Genomic DNA, 22,313 nt, shown 5'->3' with positions numbered 1-22,313 from the left:
CCTTACCGGGCCTACGAACTGCGACAAATGTCACGGAAACGTAGGCCGGCGCAAGTGCAGCGCCGCCCGGCAATGAATATCCGGCGCGACGCCATGGTCCGGCTTAAAAATCCATCTTCACCGTGAACTGTACCTCACGCGGATCGCCAATCTGATTGCCGAGGTTATTGGTGCCGATGGAAGAGGTGTAATAGGTCTTATCAAACAGATTCTTCACATTCACCTGCAGCGTTACCGGATACTGCAGCTTCATCTTATAGGCGGCAAACACGTCCGCCACCGCATAGCCCGGTAGATAATAATCCGCGCCGTTGGTGCCGGAGCGCTTGCTGAGCGCATGGCCGCCGCCGCCCACCGTCAGGGTGTTGCTGTTGTAGACGTTATGAATGTCATAGGTCAGGAACAGCGAACCGGTGTGTTTCGGTACGTTCGGCAGCGGTTTCCCGGCGTAATCCGGATCTTCCAGCACTTTGGCGTCGGTGTAGCCGTAGCTGGCGATCACGCTGAGGTTATCGGTGATGGACCCCGCCAGATCCACTTCCACGCCCTGGGAACGCACCTTGCCCGCGGTTTTGGCCACCGTCTCATCGCCAATGCTCTCGGTGTACAGCACATTGCGCTTGTGAATATCAAACAGCGCGATATTGGCGGTAATGCCCTCCAGCAGGTCGAATTTGGCGCCCACTTCGTAGGAGGTGGACTCTTCCGGCGGCAGCTCGCCGATATAGCTGGCGATCGACGACTGCGGCATAAACGACTGGGCGACGTTGGCGAACAGCGACACGTTCGGCGTCACTTTGTAGACCAGGCCGGCTTTCGGCGTCCATTTCTCATCGCGGCTGTCGGTATTGACGTTAAACGGTCGGCCTTTACCGGCGTACTGGGTGTAATACTGGTAGCGCACGCCGGCGACGGCGATCCAGTTGTCGGTCAGGTACAGCGCGTCCTGCACGTAAGCGGCATAGCTCTCCTGCTGGATCCGCTGATCGCTGTCGGACGCGGAGACGGTATTGCAGGTGTCGAGGGTGCCGTAGACCGGATGATAGATATTAAAGCCTTTCACGTTCTTGCAGCGCAGCATATCGGTGCGCAGCAGATCGTAATTCTCATAGGCGACGCCGGTCAGCAGTTCGTTATAAAAGCCGCCCACCACCACGTTGCCCTGTAGGTCGGCACGGGTCGAGTGCATCTTCTGCGTGGAGCCATGAGTACCATCGACCCGACGGGTCAGGTTGCCGGTCGCCGAATCATAAGCCATTACTCGCGCCTGGTTATCGTTATAGTGATCCTGGCTGTAGCTGTAATCGAAGCGCGCGGTCCAGGCGTCGTTCAGGCGATACTCGGCGTTGAGTTGAGCGAGATCGGAATAGCCATCGGTAATATTAAACGCTTCATCGAAGCGGGTTTTGCGATCGACGTTCACCGCATGGCCGGTATTCAGATCGAAAATAGTGCCGCGATCAAAGGGCGCGCTGTAGTCGCGGTGCGAATAGGACGCGGTCACCGTCGCCCGTTCACCAAACCAGGTCAGGGAAGGGGCGATAAAGCTGCTTTTGTTTTTACCAAAATTGCGCCAGTAATCCTCATTCTGGTATTCCCCAATCAGCCGATACGCCAGATTCGTGCCTTCGATGGGGCCGGTGACGTCGAAGCTGCCGGTACCGCCGCCAAAGCTGGTGGACGTCGCGGAAACCGAACCAGAGAACTGCCGCTCCGGACGTTTGGTGATGACGTTGATCAGCCCGCCGGGGTCGAGGATACCGTACAGCGTCGAAGCTGGCCCCTTCAGGACTTCCACCCGTTCGGTGGCGGCGTTAAAGCTGCGCGGCAGAACAGTGCGCAGACCGTTGGTCATGATTGAGCCGTCGCGGTTAGCGCCGAAGCCGCGGCGGGTAAAGGCGTCCTGGGTGCCGCCGAGGGTGTTGGTTTGCACCACGTTGGCGACGTTATACAGCGCCTCGTCGAGCGAGGTGGCGTGCTGATCTTCGAGAACCCGATCGCTGACGGTATTCACCACCTGCGGAATATCCAGCAGCGGCATCGAGGTCAGCGTCGCGGTAGAGGAGCTGAGCGGTTGATAGCCGCTGGTGGCGCTCTGCCGGGCGTCGTTGGCCACCACGGTGATGGTCTCTTCCGCATCGTTGTTATCTTTCGCCGCGTGATTTTCCGCGGCCACTAATCCCGGTGAGGCTAAAAAAAGAAGCGAAAAAAGCGCCCGCCCTTGCAACGAGGTGAAGGCGACATGGGGTTGAGTCATTATCTTTTTCTCGTGAACGAATCTGCCTTTGCGGTCAGATAAAGCCAATAAAATCATTGCCCTGAATAATAAAAACACGCGATTTAGCGTCTGAACGCGCCTTTATGCGTGTAATTGAGAATCATTCAACCATGAAGGAATGTAGTAGTAAACGTTATATAAGATAAAAAATCAGCGGCGGGGAACAGGGCGTTTTAAACACCTCCATCAGGGAATGTCATGTGGTTATCTATTTGATATTATTCTATTTTGATTCTATTGCGTTGGCGCGGCTTCGCTGTAGTCATCGTCCGCGCCTGAAGACGATGGCGACTATTGACTACTACATTCATCCCCGTCATGATCAAAAGAGAATGAGATTTATTTTGATTTGACTGCAGAATGTCCAGCCATCGCCTGGAACGCTGCGGCGCAGGAGCGAGTTATGCCACAGCGGGTGACACCTGCAGAGCAGGGGATCGTACTGGATGCCCTGTCGGCCGGCTACGGCCAGACCCTGATCGTTGACGACATCAACCTGACCATCCCCACCGGCAAAATGACGGTGCTGGCCGGGGCGAACGGCTCTGGCAAATCCACGCTGCTGTCGACCATCGCAAGGATGCTGAAACCGCTCGGCGGCTGCGTGCGTCTGGACGGGCAAGCCATTCATCAGATGCCGACGAAGGCCGTCTCGCGCCAGCTCGGCATCCTGCCGCAATCGCCGCTGACGCCGGAAGGGTTAACGGTTTTCGAACTGGTCTCGCGCGGTCGCTTCCCGTGGCAGGGGCTGATGCGCCAGTGGTCCGACGCCGATGAGCTGGCGGTGGAAGAGGCGCTGCGCTTAACGGGCACCCGCGAGTTCGCTCATCTGCCGGTGGACAGCCTCTCCGGCGGCCAGCGTCAGCGCTGCTGGATCGCCATGGCGCTGGCCCAGCAAACGGCGACCATTCTGCTGGATGAACCGACCACCTGGCTCGACCTGCGCTATCAGGTCGATATTCTCGAACTGCTACAGACCCTGACCCGCGAGCATGGCCGCACGGTGGTGACGGTGCTCCATGATCTTAACTTTGCCGTCAACTATGCCGATCTGCTGGTATTCCTTAAACAGGGGCGCATCGCCGGCACGATTAGCGACGGTGAAGTCTGTAGCCCTGAGCTGATTAAACGCGTGTTTGACGTTGACGTGCAGATGTCGATTAACCCGCAAACCGGCAAACCGTTCTTTATGCCGTTTCGCGCCCGCCAGGCGGCGGCACAATGAGCGTGGTTAGCCTGCATCCCGCGCGGCGGCGCGCCCGTCCCCGGCTGGCGCTGCTCCTGCTTACACTGCTGCTTATTGCCGGCTCGCTGGTGCATCTTGGCCTGGGCGCCCGCTGGATCGCCCCGCAGACGGTGCTGCAGGCGCTGCTGGAGTACAACCCGCGTAACTTCGATCAGCGGATAATCGTCGAACTGCGCCTGGTGCGGCTGGCGGCGGCGCTGCTGACCGGCGCGGCGCTCGGCGTCGCCGGGCTGCTGCTACAGACGGTGATCCGCAACCCGCTGGGCGAGCCGCATATCCTCGGCCTTAACGCCGGCGCGTCGCTGGCGGTGGTGGCGACCTCTGCGCTGGGGCTCTCCTTCGGCGCTTTCCCCGCCGCGCGGCCGCTGACGGCCGCCTGCGGCGCGGCGCTGCTGTTCGGCGGGGTGATGGCGCTGGCCTCTGCCGGTCGCGGCGGAGCGACGCCGCTGCGCATCACGCTGTGCGGGGTAGCGCTGTCGGCGTTTGCGTCGGCGGTGACGGCGGCGATATTAATTCTCGATGAACAAACGCTGCTGGCGATGCGCACCTGGCTGGCGGGCGATCTGGCCGGGCTGAACTGGAGCACGCTGCGGACGGCGCTGGTCCCGGCGCTGATCGGCCTTGGCGTTGCGCTGTTCCTTGCCTCGCGCCTCAACGTGCTGGCGCTGGGGGATAAGGTAGCGCTGGGCCTCGGCGTGAACCTCGTCCAGACCCGGCTGCTGGGCCTGCTGGCGATTGCGCTGCTCTGCGGCGCGGCGGTGGCGGTGGCCGGGCCGATCGGCTTCGTCGGGCTGGTGGTGCCGCACGTGGTGCGCCGTCTGGTGACGGAAGATATCCGCCTGGCGCTGCCCCTGGCGGCGCCGGTAGGGGCGCTGGTGCTGCTCCTGGCGGATATCGCCGCCCGGACGCTGGTCGCCCCTCAGGAGCTGGCCACCGGGGCGATGACCGCCCTGGTGGGCGCGCCGCTGTTTATCTTTATCGCCGCGAGGTTTTTTAAATGATGCGCGCCGTCCATCGGGCCGGCTTTCGGCCGCTGGTTTTCGCTTCCCGCCAGCTGCTGCTGCGCCCGGCGGCGCTTAACATTGCCGCCTTAATGCTGCTGATGCTGCTGGCGCTGGGGCTGTACAGCCTCAGCCGCGGCAGCTATCCGCTGCCCGCGTCGACGCTGGCGCGGGCCCTGCTGGCGCCGCAGGAGATTGGCGAGCAGCCGCGCTTTATTCTGTTTGATATCCGCCTGCCGCGGATCCTGATGGCGCTGCTGTGCGGGGCTATGCTGGGGCTGGCCGGCGCGGCGATGCAGAGCATCACCCGCAACGGGCTGGCCGACCCGGGGCTGATCGGCGTCAAAGAGGGGGCCAGCATTGTGGTCCTGGCGCTGGTGCTGTTTTTCCCGGCGGTAGGCCTGGTCTGGCGGCCGCTGGCGGGAATGGTCGGCGGCGTGGCGGTGGCCCTGCTGGTCCTGACGCTGACGCGCGATTGCGCGCGACCGCGCTTTATTTTAATTGGCGTCGGCGTCTCCTGGACCCTGGCGGCGGCGGTCGGCATCTTTATGACCACCGCCGACGTTCGCGACGTGCAGACGGCGATGATCTGGCTGGCGGGCAGCCTGCAGGCCGCCACCTGGCCGCTGCTGGCGGTGGCCTTTTGCTGGGCGCTGCCCGGAGCCATCATCCTGTTCTGTACCGCCCGGGCGGCGGACGCGGCGCTGCTGGGCGACCGGACCGCCATCGGCCTTGGGGTGCGTCTCCAGCAGCTCACACTGCTGCGCTTTTTCGCCCCGGTGCTGCTGACCTCGGCCAGTGTCTCCTGCGTCGGCAGCCTGGGCTTTGTTGGCCTGATGGCGCCTCATATGGCGCGTTTTGTGCTGCGCGGCGGCCAGGTATCGCTGCTGAGCGGAAGCGCGCTGATTGGCGCCTTGCTGGTGCTGGTGACCGATACCCTTGGCCGGCTGGCGTTTGCGCCGCTGCAGATCCCGGCGGGGATTGTTATTGCCCTGGTGGGCTGCCCGTTTTTTGTTGTCTTGCTCTGGCGTCGCCGCGATGCCCTTTAACCAGGAAGGTATTATGCGTTGGTTCGTCTCATTGCTGCTGTTGCTGACGGGGGCCGTCAGCGCCGCCGACCCACAAACTCAGACTTTTACCGATGATTTAGGCCGCACGGTCACCGTCCCGCTCCATCCGCAGCGTATCGTTTCGATGCACGATCTCGACATTACCATTCCGCTGATTGAGCTCGGGGCGCCGCCCATCGCCAGCCACGGCCGGACGCGACCGGACGGCAGCCACTATCTGCGCTCCAGCGCCCAGCTCACCGGCGTCGATTTCGACAATAGCGATATCCGCTTTATTGGCACCGCCGATATCGATCTGGAAGCGGTGGCCGCCGCCAGGCCGGATCTGATCATCACCGAGCCCAGCCGTCACGTGTCGGTGGAGCAACTGGAGAAGATTGCCCCGACGGTGAGCATCGACCATCTGCAGGGCAGCGCCCCGGAGATTTACCGCAAGCTGGCGCAGCTGACCGGCACCCAGCCGCGGCTGGCGATCCTCGAGCGCCGCTATCAGGAGCAAATCAAGCAGCTGAAAGCGATGGTCAACCCGTCGCAGTACAGCGTCTCGGTGATCCAGGCGAACAACGGCAAGGTCACGGTGCATCATTCTTACCACGCGCTGGGCCGGGTGCTGCGCGACGCCGGGTTCCGCTTTCCGCCGTTGATTGAGCGGATCCCCGACGGCCAGCGAATTGACGTCAGCGCGGAACAGCTGCCGGAGCTGGACGCCGATTTTGTCTTCGCCACCTGGCGGTCGGATACCGGCGGTAAGCCGCAGGATGAGCTGCAGGCGATGGAAGGCGTGATGCCCGGCTGGTGCGACTTTATGCGCGCCTGCCGCACCGGGCGCTATATTTTGCTGCCGCGGGAGGAGGTGATCTCCAACTCCTACGCCGCGCTCTCTCTGATGGTGGCCCAGGTGCAGTCGCATATTGCCGGCAGGCCGATCCCGGCGGAGGCCAAATGAAAAGCGCGGTAAAAAAAGAGAAGGGGCGGGTCGACCTGTTCGGCGAACGCTATCGCGCCCGGGCGCATCAGCTCTCTCCCCGCCTGCGGGCCGTGGTCAGCTATATCAACGACAACCGCGAGGTGGTGCTGGAGCAGACGGCGATGGAGATCGCCACCGCGACCCAGACCTCTGACGCCACGGTGGTGCGCGCCATCCAGGCGCTGGGCTTCGCCGGGCTGCGCGAGCTTAAGCAGACTATGGAGCGCTGGTTCGGCCCCTCGGTCACCTCGGCGGAAAAGATGCGCTCGACGGTCACCGCACTCGCCAGCGACGTCAATTCCAGTATTGATTTTGTGCTTGAAGGGCACCAGCGGGTCTGCGAGGTCCTGTCGCGGGCCGACAATCGCTCGGCGGTGGCCCAGGCGGTGGCGTTGCTCAGCGACGCGCGCCAGGTGGGGATCTTCGGCATCGGCGCCTCGGGGATCCTCGCCGAGTACACCGCCCGGCTGTTCAGCCGCATTGGCCTGCCGGCTTACGTGATGAACCGCACGGGCTTTAGCCTCGCCGAACAGCTTATCGGCCTGCAGCGCGGCGATGTGCTGATCATGATGGGGCAAAAATCCCCCCATCGCGAAGGGATGACCACCCTGCGCGAGGCGAAGCGGCTGGGAATTCCGACCATCCTGCTGACCCAGGCGGTGGACTCGCGCTTCAGCCAGGAGGCGCAGGTGGTGATCGACGTCCCGCGCGGCGGGGACAGTAGCCGGATGCCGCTGCACGGCACGGTGCTGGTCTGTCTGGAGATGATTGTCCTGTCGGTGGCCTCGACCACGCCACAAAAAACGGTGAAATCCCTGAAGCGAATCAACGACCTGCACCGGGCCATCGGTAAATCCGGCGGTAAACGGGCCAGTTGATAAGATAATTCACCAGCGGGAAGGTTTCCGGTTGCATACAAAAGTAAGTGTGTGTATTTTTATGCAAAATAAATGCATAAAAAGGATATCTCATGGTTAAGAATTTGCTCAAAGCGTGTTTCATGATGGCCGCGCTGACGGCAGCCGGACAGGCGGCTGCGGAAACCTACACCGTCGGCTCCGGCGGCACCTACCGGCCATTTGAATTTGAAAACAGCCAGAAACAGCTGGAAGGTTTCGATATCGACATCATCAAAGCCATCGCCAAAGCCGAAGGCTTTGACGTCAAACTGGTCAATACCCCATGGGAAGGCATCTTCGCCACGCTGAACACCGGCGACCGCGACATCATCATCTCCGGGATCACCATCACCGATAAACGCAAACAGATGGTCGATTTCTCCGCGCCGTACTTCCCGGCCGAGCAGTCTATCGTCGTCGCTCAGGATTCGCAGGTCGATTCCCTGGCGGCCCTGAAAAACGAGAAGGTCGGGGTGGTGAACTCCAGCACCGGCGATATCGTGGTCTCTGAGGTACTGGGCAAAAACAGCACGGCGATCAAGCGCTTCGACAATACCCCGCTGATGCTCCAGGAGCTGTTCGAGGACGGCGTCAGCGCCGCGGTGGGTGACGTCGGGGTGGTGAAGTACTACATCAAACAGCACCCGGAGAAGCAGTTCAAGCTGGTGCCGGATGCCAAATTTGAACGCCAGTATTTCGGTATCGCGGTGGCGAAAGGCAACAGCGAACTGCTGGGTAAAATCAACGCCGGTCTGCAGAAGATTGTTGCCGACGGAACTTACGCCAAAATCTATAAAACCTGGTTCGACGACAACGTGCCGACGCTGCCAGCGCAATAACCCACCTTTTTCAGTGACCACGGCTATCGCCCAGGCGATAGCCGTATTTTTTAGGGAAGGACTATGACGGGATTCCGTTGGGAGATCATCGAGGAGTACGGCCCGCTGTTTGTGGACGGCGCCCTGATGACGATTAAATGTACCATTATCTGCGTGATCCTCGGGACGCTGTGGGGGTTAACCCTCGGTCTCGGACGGATGGCGAAGGCCGAGCACGGGCCATGGAAATATATTCTCCGCTACCTGGTGCAGTTTCCGGTGCGCTTTTACGTTAGCGCCTTCCGCGGTACGCCGCTGTTCGTGCAGATCATGGTGGTGCACTTTGCGCTGGTGCCGCTGTTTATTAACCCGCGCGATGGCCTGCTGGTGACCAGCGGCCTGATGAGCGCCGACTTTGCCCGCGAGCTGCGCGCCAGCTACGGGGCGTTCCTCTCCTGCATTGTGGCGATCACCCTTAACGCTGGCGCCTATGTGTCGGAGATTTTCCGCGCCGGCATCCAGTCGATCGACAAAGGGCAGATGGAGGCCTCCCGCGCGCTGGGCATGCCGTGGTGGAAAACCATGCGCAAGGTGATCCTGCCCCAGGCGTTTCGCCGCATTCTGCCGCCGCTGGGCAACAACGCCATCGCCATAGTCAAAGACTCGTCGCTGGCCTCGGCTATAGGCCTGGCCGATCTGGCCTACGCCGCGCGCACCGTCTCCGGCGCCTACGCCACCTACTGGGAACCCTACCTGACCATCTCCCTGGTCTACTGGGTGATCACCTTCCTGCTGGCGCAGCTGGTTAACCGTCTGGAAAAGAGGTTTGGCAAAAGTGATTCACATTAATAACTTACATAAGCGCTTCGGCGACAGCCACGTGCTGCGCGGCATCAGCTGCGACATTAAACCGCAGGAAGTGGTGTGCATCATCGGCCCCTCCGGCTCGGGGAAAAGTACCTTCCTGCGCTGTATGAACGCCCTCGAGACGGTCAGCGAAGGCGAGGTGGTGGTCAACGGCTTTGCCGCCCACGACCGCACTACCGACCTCAACAAGATGCGCGAAAGCGTCGGCATGGTGTTCCAGCGCTTTAACCTGTTCCCGCACATGACGGTCCTGGAAAACCTGATTATGGCGCCGATGAATCTGCGCAATATGCCGCGCCAGCAGGCGGTCGACCTGGCGGAAGCCTTGCTGGCGAAGGTGGGCTTAAGCGATAAGCGCGACGCCTGGCCCTCGAGCCTGTCCGGCGGCCAGCAGCAGCGCGTCGCGATTGCCCGCGCGCTGGCGATGAAGCCGTCGATAATGCTGTTCGATGAGCCCACCTCTGCGCTGGATCCGGAGCTGGTGGGCGACGTGCTGGAGGTGATGAAAAACCTCGCCAGCGAGGGGATGACCATGGTGATCGTGACCCACGAAATGGGCTTTGCCCGCGAAGTGGCCGACCGGGTGATCTTCATCGACCAGGGCGTGATTCAGGAAGAGGGCAAGCCGGGGCAGATCTTTAGCGCGCCGAGCAACCCACGCACCGCCGCGTTCCTCAGCAAGGTGCTGTAAACCGAGCGGGCTGGCGCCAGGCCAGCCCGCTGAGTGTTGTCAGATATATTGATGATATTTTTCATCATCAGTATAAACATTGACTGAACTCATAAATCCCGCGACGACTCCTTTGTTAATCTCCGGGTATCGCTTTGGGCTTCTCCAGGAATATAACGTTGGAAATCTTTTTTTAACCCACTGAAAAATAGCGACTAACTATTTTTCATACGCCAAAAAATCATGGTCCGTTAATGACGGATCCGGTTTCGTATGGGTTAAAAAAGGTACGTTATGACAGTTACATGGACGGTCACGCCCGTGGGGTATCAGCACATTGCCAAACGCTGCCCCTCCTGCAATGTAAAACGCGACTTCGCGCCTTCCGGCGCCATCCGGGTAAATTCGCAAAAGAAGCTGCTGGATATCTGGAGCATCTATAAATGCACGCACTGCGATTACACCTGGAATATCGCCCTGTTTTCCAGGCTGCACGTCAGCAAGATTAACCGCGAACAGCTTCAGCGCCTGAGGCAGAACGATGCTGCCATGGTTCGCTATTATGCCGCTGACCTCGCGACGCTGAAGCGCAACCGCGCTGTGCTGTCGGGGCAACCTGATTTTCGTATTCAGGAGCATTGGTCGGTCAGGCTAATGGCTTGCCCGCAAATAATGGTGCGCGTTCGGGTCCTTCAGCCTTTTCGCGTCAGCCTGCTATCAATACTGAAAAAGCAGCTCAAGCTGAGTACGGCTGATATCCGGTGGTTGGTCGCGACAGGGCAGATCAAGGGTATTCCACTAAAACAGCTCAAGACGAAAAAGCTGAAGGCGATGGAATATCATTTTCAGCTGGCGGCGGAAACGCTGTATGCGCGACGCAGGATTACGTTATCACTTCGCTGTAGATAACTCGTCGGGAAGATAAGCCGTAGCGCTTTAACCGCGGTTTTTCGTTATTCTCAATGAAATCAGGACGGCGAAGTCGGCCGTCCTGAATTACTCATTACTGCCTGAAAAAGGCCCTCCGCTGCAGCCAGTCAAGCTGCCGACGCATAATAAACAAACGCCAGCTTATTGCCGTCGGGATCGCGGACGTAGGCGCTGTGAAAGCCGTCGCCATACTGCGGTCGGTGACCGGACGCGCCTTCGTCACGTCCGCCGAGTTGCAGGGCGAGGGCATGCAGTTCCGCAATATGTTCGACGGAGCGGGCGTTAAGCGCCACCATCGTTCCATTGCCCACCCCGGCAGGCTGCTGATCAAAGGGGACGCCCACGCACAGCCCGCAGGTCTGGTTGCCGTTGAAGGTGCCCCATGAGGCGCCTTGTTCGTTACGGCCGGCTTTGGCGTGCCCCAGCAATGCCATTAACGGGTCATAGAACTCGATGGCGCGTGGTAGATCGTTCGTTCCCAGCATAATGTATGAAAACATAGCGTCCTCCTGTAGCGGCAAAAAGGTGACTCTCGCCCGCTTACTGCGTGAAGCGGATGGCAACAGACCCGGCGCTGCGCTCAGCCTCGCCATGGTACACCGCCTCAATATTATTCCCCTGCGGATCCAGCACAAAAGCGGCATAGTAACCAGGATGATAGTGTCGTTCGCCAGGGGCGCCGTTATCGCGGCCGCCATGGGTCAGCGCTGCATGGTAAAAAGCGTCCACCATGTCGCGATCTCTGGCCTGGAACGCCAGATGGTGGCGCCCTGTCAGTTTCCCGGCGGCCTCCGGGCTGTGGCGTGAGGCCACCACCAGTTCGTCAGCCAGCAAGTATTCATTGGCGGTGGCGATCGCCGGGATCTCCAGCGCCGACAGTACGGCGGTATAGAAGTTTTTGCTTGCCTCAAAGTCTTCGACAACCAGCAGAATATGATCGATCAATCTGCCACGATGTAACGTATTACTTTCCATATGATTTCCTCCTGGCAGGGGGGCCGGCAATGGTTAACAGCAGTGAGCCAGCAAAAACAGGATACCCTCCGGTAAGGGCCATAAAAAAGGCTGGCGCCAGGCCAGCCGTCAGGACTACTGCGCGGACTCCGTCGCTTCGTCCATGTCCTCTTCCTGCTCGCTGGCGAGCAGGGTTTTCTCGTTTTTACACAGACACTGGATCAGCAGGAACAGCCCGCCGCTGGCCACCAGGGTGGCGATCAGGCCATCGTAGCCGGTGATGCCGATCAGCATGCCGCTGACTACCGGTCCGGCGACGCTGCCGGCGGACCAGAAAAAGCCGAACAGGGCGTTAATCATAATTAGCTTCTGTCCGCTAAAGGTTTTCCCCGCCCGCACCAGCGACAGGGTATACAGCGCCCCCGCCGCGGCGCCCAGCAGCAGACAAATGGCCATCAGCTGAATGCGTGAGCCGAGCATCAGCGGCAGGGCCAGCAGCGACAGGCTGAAGACCACCGCGCAGGCCAGATGCACGCGGCGAATGCCGACCCGGTCGGCCAGCCAGCCGAGCGGGGTCTGGAACATCGCATCCCCGGTAAGCACCACGGTCACCAGCAGCACCGCCATTCCTTCATTAAGCCCCTTGTCCATGCCGTACAGCGGCAGCAGGGCGAGGATGCTGGCGTCGAAGAAGGCGAAGCAGAAGACCCCGGAGGCCAGTACCGGCAGGAAGGCGCCGAGGCTGCGCCAGCTGGCGCGCTCCCCAAGGCTTTCGCGGGTGCCGGTGGGCAGATGGCGCAGCATCAGCAGGCAGACGGCGGTGACCGCGACGATCGCCATCAGCGCCGAGGCCTGCCAGGCGGGGCCGACGGAGATCAGCAGCGGCCCGGCCAGCTGGCAGCCGGTAAAGGCCGAGGCGTAGATGCCGGTGAGGGTGGCGCGCTGACTGCCTGCCGCGCCGCCGGTGATCCAGCTTTCGCCCAGTACGATAATGACCCCGGAGGCCAGGCCGGTCAGCAGGCGCGGCAGCAGAAGCAGCGTCATATCGGTGGTCATGCATGAGGCGATGGTCGCCAGCGCCAGCAGGATCAGACTGCCGCTCAGCAGAACGCCCATTTCAACGCGCCGGCACAGCGCAGGAGAGAGGAAAGAGGAGATCATCATACCGGCGGGCGGCAGGGCGGCCAGCAGGCCGACGTACAGCGGCGCAACCTGCTGCTGCGCCAGCTCAAGACTGATTAACGGCACCGTATAGCCGGTGATAAATCCCACGAGCGACGCGGCCATGATCATCGCCAGCGTGGGGGCAAGACGATTCTGGTCTGGGTTAAACATTTTATTTCCGATGACGGAGAGGTCAGTAGTGGATCCTTCGGCAAATTGCCGTCCTGAGTTGCATAATAATTAATCGCCTGGCCGTTGTCACCGTTGAAATCACTACCAAAAAAGGTCCGCCCGGCGGCGGCTGGCGTGTACGCCGCGCCGCCGCCGCATTTCGTGACGTTGTCAGCGTGTTAACGACAGGATATAACGGAGGGAGCGGCAGCGACCCGGCGCCGGTGAGCGACGGGGAAAAACGCAGCGCATGACCCAATTATTCAGCATTACGCTATGCAGGAAAGGAGTAATACATGGCCGTATCGCCGTCACTGATCGCCGAAGCCACAGGCTGGCGACGTGAGTTTCACGCCGCGCCTGAGCTCGGATATCAGGAGCAGGAGACCTCGCGCCGCGTCGCCGAGCTGCTGGTCTCGTTTGGCCTGCAGGTTCATCGCGGGCTGGCCGGCACCGGCGTCGTGGCGACGCTGGAAAACGGCCCCGGGCCGGTTATCGGCCTGCGCGCCGATATGGACGCCCTGCCGATCACCGAGCTGGGGAGCGTCAGCTACCGTTCGCGCCGCGCCGGGGTAATGCACGCCTGCGGCCACGATGGCCACACCGCGATGCTGCTGGCGGCCGCGGCCCATCTGGCGCAGACCCGCCAGTTCAGCGGTACCGTCCACTTTGTCTTCCAGCCGGCGGAAGAGAACCTTGGCGGCGCGCGCAAAATGGTGGAAGAGGGGTTATTCGAACGCTTCCCGATGGATGCGATTTACGCGCTGCATAACTGGCCGGGGATCCCCCTCGGCGAAGTGGCGCTCAGCGATGGCGCGATGATGGCTTCCCTCGACGCCTTCGAGATCACCCTGCGCGGCAAAAGTTGCCATGCGGCGATGCCGGAGAGCGGGGCCGATCCCATCGTCGCCGCGGCGCAGCTGATTATGGCGCTGCAGACCATCCCCTCCCGTCGCCTGTCGCCACAGGATTCCGCGGTGGTCAGCATCACCCAGATAAACGGCGGCGAGGCGATCAACGTCCTGCCGGACACCGTGGTGCTGCGCGGCACCTTCCGCTGCCTGAGCAATCGCGTTCGCGCCCGCGTGCGGGAGCTTATCGAAAGCTATGTGGCCACCCAGCCTCAGGTGTCCGATGTCCGGGGCGAGATTAGCTGGTTTCCCGGGTATCCGGTGACCAAAAACCATGCGCCGCAGGCGCAGCTGCTGCGCGAGGTGGCGGTCACCACCCTCGGCGCGGAGGCGGTGCGCTGGAACCAGGCGCCGTCGATGGCCTCGGAGGATTTTGCCTGCATGCTGGAGGTCTGTCCGGGGGCCTATTTCTGGATCGGCACCGATGGCGAAACGCCGTCGAAGCCGTTGCATAACGCCAGCTATGACTTTAACGACGCGCTGATTAGCCACGGGGTGGCGATGTGGGTGGCGCTGGTGGAGAAACAGCTGCCGGCGGCGTAACCCGCCGGCAGCGGCAGGAGGGAAGGGAGCGCGCGCTCCCTGAGGTCAGACGTCGGCGGCGGCTTTCAGTCGCGCCTTCATGTCGCTGTAGGCAGTCCAGGCATAGCGCTCCGCCCACTGCTGGTCGGCAATCGCTTCCACTTTCACCGCACAGTATTTGGTCTCCGGCGTTTTGGAGATCGGATCCAGGTTATCCTGGGTCAGCTCATTACAGGCGCCCACCCACCACTGATAGGTCATATAGACCGCGCCCGGGTTGATGCGATCGCTGAGGTCGGCGCGAGTGATAACCTTTCCGCGCCGGGAGCTAACCCACACCAGCTGTTTGTCGGCGATCCCCAGCCGTTGCGCATCCACGGGGTTCATCTGCACCCGTCCCGGCTCGTCGGCCAGCGACTGCAGCGCGGCGCAGTTGCCGGTCATCGAGCGGCAGGAGTAGTGCCCCACCTCCCGCACCGTGCAGAGCACCAGCGGCCATTCATCATCCGGACGCTCCGCCGGCGCGCGCCAGGCGGTGGCGAAAAGCTGCCCTTTACCCGATGGGGTGTCGAAGCGGTTGTCTTTATACAGCCACGGCGTGCCGGGGTGGTCGAGGGTCGGGCATGGCCACTGAACATGGCCCATATCGCCCATTTTCTCCCAGGTCACGCCGTAGAACAGCGGGCAGAGCTCGCGCATCTCGTCCCAGATCTGCTGGTTGTTGTCATAGTGCATCGGATAGCCCATTTCGCTGGCCAGCAGACTGATGATCTCCCAGTCGCGCTTCACATTCCCCGCCGGCGGGATCGCCTGTTCAAACCGCTGAAACCCGCGGTCGGCGCAGGTGAAGACGCCGCCGTGCTCGCCCCAGGAGGTGGCCGGCAGCAGGACATCGGCAATCTCCGCCGTTTTGGTCATGAAGATATCCTGCACCACCACGAAGTCCAGCGCCTCGATGCCTTTGCGCACCAGGCCGAGGTCGGCTTCGGTCTGCAGCGGATCTTCGCCCATGATGTAGTAGGCTTTGATCTCGCCCGTCAGCGCCTTATGCGGCACCTCGGTGATGCGGGTGCCGACCTGGTCATCCATCTGCGCCGGGTTGATCCCCCAGGCGGCGGCGAATTTCGCCCGCACGGCTGGGTCGGTGACCTCCTGATAGCCGGGGAACAGGTTCGGCAGCACGCCCATATCGCAGGCGCCCTGCACATTGTTTTGCCCACGAACCGGGCCCACGCCGACGTTCGCCCGTCCCAGGTTGCCGGTGAGCAGCGCCAGGCTTGCCAGGCCGCGCACCACGTCCACCGCCTGGCCAAACTGGGTGACCCCCATGCCCCACATAATGGTGGCGGAAGGGGCGGCGGCAAACATGCGCATTGCCTCGCGGATCGCCTGCGCGCTGACCCCGACAATCCCTTCCACTGCTTCCGGGGCGTAATCTTTCACCGCCTCGCGGTAGGCGTCCAGCCCTTCGGTATAGCGTTCGACATAGGCTTTGTTGTACAGCTCTTCTTCCAGCAAGACATAGCCGAAGGCGTTCACCAGCGCCATGTTGCTGCCGTTGTTGAGCTGCAGATGACGGTCGGCTATGCGTGCGGTTTCAATGCGTCGCGGATCGCAGACGATGATTTTGGCGCCGTTTTCCCGGGCTTTGATCACCCGGCGGGCGACGATGGGATGGGAGTCGGCGCAGTTGTAGCCAAAGACCAGCAGGCACTTCGAGTTTTCGATGTCGCTTATCGAGTTGCTCATCGCCCCGTTGCCCAGCGCCTGCTGTAGCCCGGCGACGGAAGGGCCGTGGCAGACGCGGGCGCAGCAGTCGACGTTATTGGTGTTCAGCACCGCGCGAGCGAACTTTTGCATCACATAGTTGGTTTCGTTGCCGGTGCCGCGCGAGGAGCCGGTGGTCATGATGGCGCGCGGGCCATGCTTCTCTTTGATCTCCCTGAGCTTGCTGGCGGTATAGCGAATCGCCTCCTGCCAGCTGACCGGCGTGAAGGCGCCGCCTTTCTGGTAGCGGATCATCGGTTGTTTAAGACGGGGCGTCAGGAGCTGCGTGTCGTTAAGAAAATCCCAGCCGTAATAGCCTTTCAGGCACAGCTGGTTCTGGTTGGTGACGCCGTCGGCGGCTTCCGCGCGAATGATTTTATTGTTGTCGACAACCAGTTTAAGTTTGCAACCCGCCCCGCAGTAGGGGCACACGCTCGTGATTTTTTTCATCAGTAACAGACCTGTTAACAGTGAACAGAGGATCGCTGTCGCGCCGGGCCCGACGGGCAACGATCGCGGTATCGCCTGCTGGTGATGCGGACGCAGGCCCGCTGCGCTATGCAGGTCTCGTGCCAGAATTTAATTTATTGATTTAGAATGAAAAATAACAGGGGAAGGATGACGGGAGCGTGACCTCGTCACTAATGACGATGACGCAGAGCGCCGACGTCAGACGCTCTGCAGGGGAAAATGCCGCTACGCGAGAGGGCGGCAGCGGGCGATATGCGACTCGCTCAGGCCGACGTCGCGCGCGGCGGCGCAGATTGCCTGCCAGCTGCCCGCATCCAGCGGGATCCCCTCGGCCAGGCGCGCTTCGCGGTTGGCGGCCTCCCATTCGCCGGGGGCCAGCACCGGGGCATCGGGATCGTGCGGCGACTGTTTACACCATGCGATAAAGGCCTCCGTCTGCGCCTGGCTGTCCGGGGCATCGAACGCGTCCGGGCGCAGGATCACGGTGGTCATGCAGTTAAAGATGGCGTCGACGCTGGTCTGCAGGCTTTCCTGATGGGTGGTTTGCCCCCCGGAGAGCGCGCCGCCGAGCACTTCGCACAGTGTCGCCAGGGCATAGCCTTTGTGCTGGGCGAAGGTGAGCAGGGCGCCCAGCGGCGAGGTCTGCATCACCGCCGGGTCGGTGGTGGGCAGCCCCTGGGCGTCGATCAGGCAGCCGGGCGCCACGGCTTCTCCTTTGTGCCAGGCGACGCGGGTTTTACCAAAGGCGATGGCGCTGGTGGCGTAGTCCAGCAGCAGCGGCGGATGGCCCGCGCGGGGAAACACCACGCACAGCGGGTTAGTGCCGAAGCGGCTGTCTTTTCCGCGGAACGGGGCAACCATCGGGTCGCCGATCACGCTGACGAAGTGAATGGAGATCAGCCCGGCGGCGGCGCACTGCTCCGCCCAGTAGCCGATGCGTCCGACGTGATGCGCATTGCGCAGGGCGATAGCCGCCATGCCGTGCTGCTTCGCCTTTTCGATGCCTAACTGCATCGCTTCGTGGGCGACCACCTGGCCGAAGCCGGCGTTGCCGTCGAGGGTGACCACGGCGCCGGCGTCTTTGGTGACCGTGGCGTGGCGGTTGAGCTGCAGAAAGCCGCCGGCGTGGGATTTCACATAGCTTGGGATCATCCCGACGCCATGGGAGTCATGCCCGGCCAGGTTGGCGGCGATGAGATGGTCGGCGACCAGCGTCGCTTCTTCTGAGCGGCTGCCGAGATGGGTAAACAGTGAGACGACAAACTGATGCAGATCCGTCGCCAGAAAGCGGTGTCCTGTTGGCACTGATTCTCTCCTGTAGTCTGTTGTTATTTTGTTATGTTTGCCGTTTTATGCTGCGCCGCCCGGCGCAGAAGGTCAAGGGCGGACTCTCCCGGCGACAGGCCCCTGCGCCAGCGCCTGCGTTATACGACAGACGATAAAAAACCGGTCCGGGATCGCGTTTTAATTAACGTCATAAACACCACATTTTTAAATTCTGCCACTGTCACAAAAGCCAGAAAAAAGCCAGCCCCGGCGTTGCAAGGGGAGCTGATACCACTATATGTTAAATTTGTGTTTATTAATTGATAATTAAAGGTTGGTATCATGTATAAGAAAATAAGTGGTTTAGTGGTTTCACTGACGGCCGTTTTCGCCTGTGCCGCCTGGGCGGAGGTGCCTGCGGGCTATCCGGCGGATTATCAAAAAACGGTTGATGCCGCCGTCAAAGAGGGCAAGGTGGTGATCTATTCCACAACCGATACCAAAGCGGCCGGGCCGTTAATTAAAGGATTCGAAGCGCAATATCCGGGCGTAAAAGTCGAATATAACGACATGAACAGCACCGAGCTGTATAACCGCTATATCAGCGAGCAGGCCGCCGGGGGCGGCAGCGGGGACGTGGTGTGGAGCTCATCGATGGATACCGCGTTGAAATTAGCCACCGAGTACGCGGAACAATATGCCTCGCCGGAGGTGAAGCAATTACCCGACTGGGCGGTGTGGCAGCAGAAAGCCTATGGCACCACCTACGAACCGGTGGTATTTATCTATAACAAACGGCTGATCCCGCAGAATGAGGTGCCGGACTCGCACACCGCGCTGGCCAAATTGATCGCCAGCCAGGCCGATAAATTTAAAGGCAAAGTCACCACCTACGATATCGAAAAATCGGGCCTCGGCTTTATGCTGGCGGTCCAGGACAGCCAGGCCGACGCGAACTATTTTACCGACCTGGCGAATATCGCCAAAGGCGGCCTGACGGTGCAGTCTTCCACCGGCACGATGATGGAGCGCGTCTCCTCTGGCGAAAACCTGATCGGCTATAACATTCTTGGCTCCTATGCCGAAGCGCGGGCGAAAAACGATCCCTCTTTAGGCATCGCCTATCCGAAAGATTACGTGCTGGTGCTCTCCCGCGTCTCGTTTATTAGCCAGGAGAGCGAACATCCCAATGCGGCGAAATTGTGGCTGGATTATGTCCTGTCGGAAAAAGGCCAACAGATCCTCGCCAGCCAGGCGGATATTCCCTCTCTTCGTCGCGATATCGAAGGCAAAAATGATATCGACGGCATGACCACGCTGCTGGGCAAAGCGTTAAAACCGATCCCGGTCAACGAAACGCTGCTGGATTATTTACAGCCGCAAAAACGTCTGCAGTTTATTAAACAATGGCGCAGCGCCGCCGTGAAATAATCCTCCCCCGGGGCATCGCCGATGCCCCTTATTCACACCCGGCGGGTTTATTCACCTGACCAAAGGGATGAACCATGAATGTATTACGCAGAAAGTGGCAGGGGCTGCCGCGCGGCGTGGTGGTGTGCATCACGGCGCTGGTGATTTACGTCCCGCTGTTATTTATTGTGGTGCAGAGTTTTCTCTCCGCGCCGTTCTTTTCCCGCTCCAAATCCTGGAGTCTGGAAGCCTTCGCTTTTATTTTTACCGACCCGGATTTTTATCTGGCGTTAAGGTCAGGGTTTATTCTGGCCTTTGGCCTGGTGATTATCGCCATTCCGCTGGGCGGTATTTTGGCCTTTCTGATGGTACGCACCGATTTACCCGGCCGGCGGTTCATTGAGCCGCTGATCCTGGTGCCGATCTTCGTCTCGCCGATGGTGCTGGGCTTTGGCTACGTGGTGGCCGCCGGGCCGGTAGGCTTCTTTTCCCAGTGGGCGCAGCAGCTGATCGGCTTTGTGCCGTGGAATATCTACTCGATGTTCAGCATTGTGGTCATCGCCGGCTTAACCCACGTGCCGCACGCCTATCTCTATATCTCCTCGGCGCTGCGCAGCGTCGGCTCGGATGTGGAAGAGGCGGCGCGCACCGTCGGCGCCACGCCGCTGCAGGTGATGACTTCGGTGAGTCTGCCAATGGTACGGCCCTCCATTCTTTACGCCTGCGTGCTGCTCTTTTTCCTTGGTCTGGAAGTCTTCGGTCTGATGCTGGTGCTGGGCGACCCCGAGGGCAACATGGTGCTGGCGACCTATCTCTACAAGCTGACCAATAAGCTTGGCACCCCCTCCTACCATCTGATGGCGGCGGTGGCGGTGGTGCTGATCTGCATCACCATCCCGCTGGTCATGCTCCAGCGTCGGCTGATGCGCACCGCCAACCGCTTTGTCACCATGAAGGGCAAGGCGTCGCAGGCGCGGGCGCTGCCGCTGGGCAAATGGCGCTGGGTGGCCGGGGCGGTGGTGGTGGCCTGGCTGACGGTGACCATCGGCGTCCCGCTGCTCGGCGTGGCGCTGCGCGCCTTTATCTCCAACTGGGGCGTCGGCGTGTCGCTGTGGGATGAGCTGTCGCTGACGACGTTCCACAATATCTGGCAGCAGCCCAACCTGCTGCGGGCGATCGTCAACTCGATGGCTATCGGCATCGTCGGCGGCGCGCTGGCGGTGATCTGCTATCTGTTTGTCGGCATCGCCATGCACCGCAAAGCGGACAACGTCACCCGCTTTCTTGATTACAGCGTGCTGGTCCCGCGCGCGGTGCCGGGGCTGCTGGCCGGTCTGGCCTTCCTGTGGGTGTTCCTGTTTGTGCCGATGTGGCTCGATCAGTCGCTGAAGCATGGCTGGCTCTCGGCGCTGCCGGTGGCGGACTGGCTGCGGGAGCACCTTATCGTGCAGCTGCGCGCGCTGCGCAATACCATCTTCAGCGTCTGGCTGGCCTACACCGTGGTATGGATGGCCTATGGCCTGCGGCTCATCTCCTCAACGCTGCTGCAGGTGGGCCCGGAGCTGGAGGAGGCGGCGCGCAGCACCGGCGCCTCGCGGGGGCAGATCACCCGCCACGTCACCGTCCCGCTGTCGCGCTATGGGCTGATTGGCTCCTGGCTGCTGATGTTTCTGATCTTTGAGCGCGAATATTCCACCGGCGTCTATCTGCTGTCGTCGGGTACCGAAACCATCGGCTCGATGCTGGTGTCGCTGTGGGCGGCGGGGGCCATCGATATCGTCGCGGCGCTCTCCTTTATCAATATTCTGCTGGTGGTGATTGGCCTTGGCATCGCCCTGCGCTTTGGAGTGAAATTACATGATTGAGTTATCGGTAGAAAATCTGCATCTCACCTATGGCGACAACCCGGTGCTGAAAGGCGTGTCGATGACGCTCGGCCGGGGAGAGGTGGTGTCGCTGCTGGGGCCTTCGGGAAGCGGCAAAACCACGCTGCTGCGGGCGGTGGCCGGGCTGGAGAAGCCGACGAGCGGGCGGATCGCCATCGGCAACCGCACGGTGTACGACGGCACGCCGCGCAGCGAAATCCCGGCCGAAGAGCGTAACCTCGGCCTGGTGTTCCAGTCCTATGCCCTGTGGCCGCACAAAACGGTGTTCGACAACGTGGCCTATCCGCTGAAGCTGCGTAAAGTCGCCGCCGGGGAGATAAAAGAGCGGGTGCAGCGCGTGCTGGATCAGCTGGGGCTGGGGCATCTTGGCAACCGCCATCCGCACCAGCTCTCCGGCGGCCAACAGCAGCGGGTGGCCATTGGCCGGGCGCTGGTCTACAACCCGCCGGTGATCCTGCTGGATGAGCCGCTCTCTAACCTCGACGCCAAGCTGCGCGAGGAGGCGCGGGTGTTTCTGCGCGAGCTGATCATCAAGCTGGGCCTCTCGGCGCTGATGGTCACTCATGATCAAAATGAAGCGATGGCCATCTCCGATCGTATTCTGCTGCTGAACAATGGCGTCATCGAGCAGCAGGGGACGCCGCAGGAGATGTACGGCAGCCCGGCGACGCTGTTCGCCGCCGAGTTTATGGGCAGCAATAATCGCCTGCACGGCAAGGTGATGGCGCTGGAGAACGGCAGGGCGCGGATCGAAGGCGCCAGCTGGAGCCTGTGGGGGCGAGCGGGCGAGGGGATCAGCATCGGCGAGCCGGCGACGGCGGTGATCCGCGTCGAGCGCCTGCGTCTTGACGGCGCGGCGCAGGATAACAGTCTCCAGCTACCGCTGCTGACCAGCATGTACCTCGGCGACCGCTGGGAGTACCTGTTCCGCACCGAGGGCGACGACTTTCCGCTACGCGCCTACGGAACCGCGCTGCGCGATGCTGAACACTGCCATCTGACGCTTCCGGCGGAGGATGTGTGGATTTTTCCGCAGCGGTAACCG

The 22,313-nt window shown here is 61.3% G+C and carries 18 protein-coding genes and 1 pseudogene; 13 read left to right on the top strand and 6 right to left on the bottom strand.

Translation table 11 applies throughout. The features are described from left to right. Nucleotides 1–103: 103 nt before the first annotated feature. Nucleotides 104–2,176 (bottom strand): TonB-dependent siderophore receptor, encoded by a 2,073-nt coding sequence (locus tag ABLU95_RS09495; protein WP_087775558.1) that lies wholly within the window; start codon nt 2,174–2,176, stop codon nt 104–106. Nucleotides 2,177–2,681: 505 nt separating this feature from the next. Between ABLU95_RS09495 and ABLU95_RS09490 the strand changes: the two genes are divergently transcribed. The 9 genes and pseudogenes from ABLU95_RS09490 (at nt 2,682) to ABLU95_RS09450 (ending at nt 10,725) form a co-directional block, all read left to right on the top strand. Continuing rightward, nucleotides 2,682–3,503: an ABC transporter ATP-binding protein gene (locus ABLU95_RS09490; RefSeq protein WP_023290050.1), complete on the top strand. Its 822-nt coding sequence runs from the start codon at nt 2,682–2,684 to the stop codon at nt 3,501–3,503. Further along, the gene (locus ABLU95_RS09485; RefSeq protein ID WP_241516454.1) at nt 3,500–4,525 is read left to right on the top strand and encodes an iron ABC transporter permease; all 1,026 of its coding nucleotides are present in this window, start codon (nt 3,500–3,502) and stop codon (nt 4,523–4,525) included. The genes ABLU95_RS09490 and ABLU95_RS09485 overlap by 4 nt, the downstream gene beginning before the upstream one ends. Next, nucleotides 4,522–5,574: an iron ABC transporter permease gene (locus ABLU95_RS09480; protein ID WP_241516453.1), complete on the top strand. Its 1,053-nt coding sequence runs from the start codon at nt 4,522–4,524 to the stop codon at nt 5,572–5,574. The genes ABLU95_RS09485 and ABLU95_RS09480 overlap by 4 nt, the downstream gene beginning before the upstream one ends. After that, nucleotides 5,564–6,541, top strand: a complete 978-nt coding sequence (locus ABLU95_RS09475; RefSeq protein WP_168380132.1) for an ABC transporter substrate-binding protein — start codon at nt 5,564–5,566, stop codon at nt 6,539–6,541. Before ABLU95_RS09480 ends, ABLU95_RS09475 begins: the two co-directional genes overlap by 11 nt. Continuing rightward, a pseudogene (locus ABLU95_RS09470) lies at nt 6,507–7,440 on the top strand (MurR/RpiR family transcriptional regulator). Before ABLU95_RS09475 ends, ABLU95_RS09470 begins: the two are co-directional and overlap by 35 nt. A gap of 92 nt (nt 7,441–7,532) precedes the next feature. Further along, nucleotides 7,533–8,300, top strand: coding sequence for a basic amino acid ABC transporter substrate-binding protein (locus ABLU95_RS09465; protein ID WP_008804504.1), 768 nt, complete (start codon nt 7,533–7,535; stop codon nt 8,298–8,300). A gap of 63 nt (nt 8,301–8,363) precedes the next feature. Then, nucleotides 8,364–9,128 carry an amino acid ABC transporter permease gene (locus ABLU95_RS09460; RefSeq protein ID WP_004151161.1) on the top strand — a complete coding sequence of 255 codons (765 nt, stop codon included), beginning with the start codon at nt 8,364–8,366 and terminating at the stop codon, nt 9,126–9,128. Further along, nucleotides 9,115–9,837, top strand: a complete 723-nt coding sequence (locus tag ABLU95_RS09455) for an amino acid ABC transporter ATP-binding protein (RefSeq protein ID WP_002908374.1) — start codon at nt 9,115–9,117, stop codon at nt 9,835–9,837. The genes ABLU95_RS09460 and ABLU95_RS09455 overlap by 14 nt, the downstream gene beginning before the upstream one ends. A 300-nt stretch (nt 9,838–10,137) precedes the next feature. Further along, a complete protein-coding gene (locus ABLU95_RS09450; RefSeq protein WP_241516602.1) occupies nt 10,138–10,725 on the top strand; it encodes a DUF1062 domain-containing protein in 588 nt (195 codons plus the stop codon). Nucleotides 10,726–10,853: 128 nt separating this feature from the next. Here ABLU95_RS09450 and ABLU95_RS09445 read toward each other — a convergent pair whose 3' ends face one another. From ABLU95_RS09445 to ABLU95_RS09435, 3 genes are all read right to left on the bottom strand, one after another. Next, complete coding sequence (locus ABLU95_RS09445) at nt 10,854–11,246, bottom strand: VOC family protein (protein ID WP_241516452.1); 393 nt, start codon at nt 11,244–11,246, stop codon at nt 10,854–10,856. 40 nt (nt 11,247–11,286) lie between these two features. Next, nucleotides 11,287–11,721, bottom strand: a complete 435-nt coding sequence (locus ABLU95_RS09440) for a VOC family protein (protein WP_065881391.1) — start codon at nt 11,719–11,721, stop codon at nt 11,287–11,289. 114 nt (nt 11,722–11,835) lie between these two features. Then, nucleotides 11,836–13,035 carry an MFS transporter gene (locus ABLU95_RS09435; RefSeq protein WP_044523748.1) on the bottom strand — a complete coding sequence of 400 codons (1,200 nt, stop codon included), beginning with the start codon at nt 13,033–13,035 and terminating at the stop codon, nt 11,836–11,838. A gap of 296 nt (nt 13,036–13,331) precedes the next feature. On the opposite strand from ABLU95_RS09435, the gene ABLU95_RS09430 reads away from it, so the two are divergent. Further along, nucleotides 13,332–14,489 carry a M20 aminoacylase family protein gene (locus ABLU95_RS09430; RefSeq protein ID WP_241516450.1) on the top strand — a complete coding sequence of 386 codons (1,158 nt, stop codon included), beginning with the start codon at nt 13,332–13,334 and terminating at the stop codon, nt 14,487–14,489. Nucleotides 14,490–14,534: 45 nt separating this feature from the next. On the opposite strand, the gene fdhF is transcribed toward ABLU95_RS09430, so the two are convergent. Next, nucleotides 14,535–16,685, bottom strand: a complete 2,151-nt coding sequence (fdhF, locus tag ABLU95_RS09425; RefSeq protein WP_087775533.1) for a formate dehydrogenase subunit alpha — start codon at nt 16,683–16,685, stop codon at nt 14,535–14,537. A gap of 246 nt (nt 16,686–16,931) precedes the next feature. Next, nucleotides 16,932–18,011 carry a malate/lactate/ureidoglycolate dehydrogenase gene (locus ABLU95_RS09420; protein ID WP_023290033.1) on the bottom strand — a complete coding sequence of 360 codons (1,080 nt, stop codon included), beginning with the start codon at nt 18,009–18,011 and terminating at the stop codon, nt 16,932–16,934. A 303-nt stretch (nt 18,012–18,314) separates the two neighbouring features. Between ABLU95_RS09420 and ABLU95_RS09415 the strand changes: the two genes are divergently transcribed. The 3 genes from ABLU95_RS09415 to ABLU95_RS09405 all read left to right on the top strand — a co-directional run bounded on the left by ABLU95_RS09415 (nt 18,315) and on the right by ABLU95_RS09405 (nt 22,310). After that, nucleotides 18,315–19,403, top strand: a complete 1,089-nt coding sequence (locus tag ABLU95_RS09415) for an ABC transporter substrate-binding protein (protein ID WP_348879306.1) — start codon at nt 18,315–18,317, stop codon at nt 19,401–19,403. Nucleotides 19,404–19,477: 74 nt separating this feature from the next. After that, the gene (locus ABLU95_RS09410; protein ID WP_218810905.1) at nt 19,478–21,247 is read left to right on the top strand and encodes an iron ABC transporter permease; all 1,770 of its coding nucleotides are present in this window, start codon (nt 19,478–19,480) and stop codon (nt 21,245–21,247) included. After that, entirely contained in the window at nt 21,240–22,310 is a 1,071-nt protein-coding gene (locus ABLU95_RS09405) for an ABC transporter ATP-binding protein (RefSeq protein ID WP_232689690.1), read from the top strand. The genes ABLU95_RS09410 and ABLU95_RS09405 overlap by 8 nt, the downstream gene beginning before the upstream one ends. Nucleotides 22,311–22,313: the final 3 nt, after the last annotated feature.

The sequence above is a fragment of the Klebsiella sp. GG_Kp146 genome (assembly GCF_040061975.1).
In the GTDB taxonomy this organism is placed as follows: Bacteria; Pseudomonadota; Gammaproteobacteria; order Enterobacterales; family Enterobacteriaceae; genus Klebsiella; species Klebsiella quasipneumoniae.
Note: the sequence above shows the minus strand (reverse complement) of the source record. Positions and strands in the feature narration are given on the sequence as shown.

Coding starts and splice junctions, on each gene's coding strand:
- ABLU95_RS09490 (WP_023290050.1), top strand. CDS start 2,682: ATGCCACAGCGGGTGACACCTGCAGAGCAGGGGATCGTACTGGATGCC.
- ABLU95_RS09485 (WP_241516454.1), top strand. CDS start 3,500: ATGAGCGTGGTTAGCCTGCATCCCGCGCGGCGGCGCGCCCGTCCCCGG.
- ABLU95_RS09480 (WP_241516453.1), top strand. CDS start 4,522: ATGATGCGCGCCGTCCATCGGGCCGGCTTTCGGCCGCTGGTTTTCGCT.
- ABLU95_RS09475 (WP_168380132.1), top strand. CDS start 5,564: ATGCCCTTTAACCAGGAAGGTATTATGCGTTGGTTCGTCTCATTGCTG.
- ABLU95_RS09465 (WP_008804504.1), top strand. CDS start 7,533: ATGGTTAAGAATTTGCTCAAAGCGTGTTTCATGATGGCCGCGCTGACG.
- ABLU95_RS09460 (WP_004151161.1), top strand. CDS start 8,364: ATGACGGGATTCCGTTGGGAGATCATCGAGGAGTACGGCCCGCTGTTT.
- ABLU95_RS09445 (WP_241516452.1), bottom strand. CDS start 11,246: ATGTTTTCATACATTATGCTGGGAACGAACGATCTACCACGCGCCATC.
- ABLU95_RS09440 (WP_065881391.1), bottom strand. CDS start 11,721: ATGGAAAGTAATACGTTACATCGTGGCAGATTGATCGATCATATTCTG.
- ABLU95_RS09435 (WP_044523748.1), bottom strand. CDS start 13,035: ATGTTTAACCCAGACCAGAATCGTCTTGCCCCCACGCTGGCGATGATC.
- ABLU95_RS09430 (WP_241516450.1), top strand. CDS start 13,332: ATGGCCGTATCGCCGTCACTGATCGCCGAAGCCACAGGCTGGCGACGT.
- fdhF (WP_087775533.1), bottom strand. CDS start 16,685: ATGAAAAAAATCACGAGCGTGTGCCCCTACTGCGGGGCGGGTTGCAAA.
- ABLU95_RS09415 (WP_348879306.1), top strand. CDS start 18,315: ATGTATAAGAAAATAAGTGGTTTAGTGGTTTCACTGACGGCCGTTTTC.
- ABLU95_RS09410 (WP_218810905.1), top strand. CDS start 19,478: ATGAATGTATTACGCAGAAAGTGGCAGGGGCTGCCGCGCGGCGTGGTG.
- ABLU95_RS09405 (WP_232689690.1), top strand. CDS start 21,240: ATGATTGAGTTATCGGTAGAAAATCTGCATCTCACCTATGGCGACAAC.